The following is a 1,928-nucleotide window of genomic DNA, read 5'->3' as shown; positions in this document are numbered from 1 at the left end:
AAGTTGAGCAGCAGCTTGTGGAACACCCGTTGCAGGAAGCCGTGGTCGCCTGTGCCGCGCTGGATGCGCTCGGCGCGGAAGACCTTGAGGGCGGCCATGGCATGCACCGGCGGGTTGACGTCGCCGAAGTTCCATTCGTAGGCGGGGATCTGGCCGTTGGGGTGCAGGTAGCGGTCTGACACCATCAGCTCCACCTGGTCCTTGGCGAAGTCCACGTCCACCAGCGCCAGCGCCGCGCAGTGGTAGGCCAGATCCCAGGCCGCAAACCACGGGTACTCCCATTTGTCGGGCATGGAGATGATGTCGCGGGCCTTGAGGTGTCGCCAGTGGTGGTTGCGGATGTGGCGACGCTGCGCGGGCGGTGGAATCTGGTCGCCGTCGAGCCAGCGGGCGACGTCGTAGTGGTAGAACTGCTTGGTCCAGATCATGCCGGCGAGGGCCTGGCGCAGGATGCGGGCGTCGTTGGCGCTCGCCTCGGGCAGCAGGTGGTCGTAGAAGACGGTCGCCTCGGACTGGCGGGAGGCGAGCGTGCGCTCGGTCTCTGCGAAGGGGTCGGTCAGCGGCTCGGCGGACAGCACGAGGTCCATCTGGGCGCCTTCGCCGCCGCGCAGCTCGATCCGGCGCACGGCGGCGCACTTGGTGCCGCGCTGTGCGGGGTTGACCGCCGCACGTTCGCCGTCGATGAGCCAGCGATGGAAGGCGTCCTTGACGTAGGGGCTCGGGTTGTCTGTGCCCCAGATCAGGCTCGCGTTGGTGTTGTTGTCGGTAAAGAGTAAGTCGCAGGCGACAGCGCCATAAAGGTAATACGTCCCGAGCTCGGGGTGGTCCGCGCGGACGGCGAAGCCGGCGCCCGGCGGCGGCTCGATGGCGGTGAGCGATGGCGGTTGCGCATCGGCATCGCCCCAGCTCCAGGTGTTGCGGAACCAGAGCGTGGGTAGGAGGTATAGGGTGGCGGCGTCTTGGCCGCGGTTGTCCGCGCTGATGCGGCAGTGGATGCGCTGGGGTGTCGCTTTTGCGTAGCGGACTTCTACGTCCCAGTAGCGTTCGGCGTCGAAGGCACCGCTGTCGATGAGCTGGAAGGCCGGCACATCGCGGCCGCGGGCGGCATTTTCTGCGACCAGGCGCTCGTATGGGAAGGCGCTCTGCGGGTATTTGTATTGGTACCGCAGCCAGCTGTGGGTCGGGGTGGCGTCGCGATAGTAGTAGACCTCTTTGACGTCTTCGCCCCGGTTGCCCTGATTGCCGGTGAGGCCGAAGGCACGTTCTTTGAGGATCGGGTCCTGGCCGTTCCAGAGGGCGAGTGCAAAGCAGAGATATTGCTCCGCATCGCAGATGCCGCCCAGGCCGTCTTCGTTCCAGCGGTAGGCGCGGGAGCGGGCCTGATCGTGGCTGAAGTAGTCCCAGGCCTCGCCGTCGGCGCTGTAGTCCTCCCGCACGGTGCCCCAGGCGCGCTCGGCGAGATACGGGCCCCACAGGCGCCAGTCTTCGTCACCCGTGCGCTGGGCCTCGAGGCGCTGGCGCTCGGCAACGTCTGCATAATCGGGCAGCGGGCTGACGGGAGGCATGGAAACGGCGGAGTCGGCGGGTATTGCGCGTGTAAGTGTCTCACAGAATGGGCCGGTGCCGATGAAAGCAGGGAAGGCTGTGTCGGGTATCCGCCGACGACGGCATCGGGGACGGGCGATCGACGCCCGGCGAGCTCTGCTCGAGAGACTGGGCCTCGTTCTCGTCGCGCAGCTGTGGCTTCGCGACCAGGTGGCGGGGCGGCCTCGGGCGCCTGGGGTGTGTGGGAGCGGCATCCTTGCCGCGACGGACCGATCGGCAGCAGAAGCGGCTCTGGGTGCATCCTCGCCTGGGTTATGTCGCGCGGTTGGGGCATGGCAGTCCACGCCGTTGCATCCACACCAGGCGGGCTGCGGCAGTTGTGC

General features: G+C 67.4%; 1 pseudogene. It reads right to left on the bottom strand.

The features are described from left to right. A pseudogene (locus I6U14_RS06800) lies at window positions 1-1,565 on the bottom strand (glucosidase); the annotation flags it as partial. Window positions 1,566-1,928: the final 363 nt, after the last annotated feature.

The sequence above is a fragment of the Thiohalocapsa sp. genome, assembly GCF_019695415.1.
Lineage (GTDB): Bacteria > Pseudomonadota > Gammaproteobacteria > Chromatiales > Chromatiaceae > Thiohalocapsa.
Note: the sequence above shows the minus strand (reverse complement) of the source record. Positions and strands in the feature narration are given on the sequence as shown.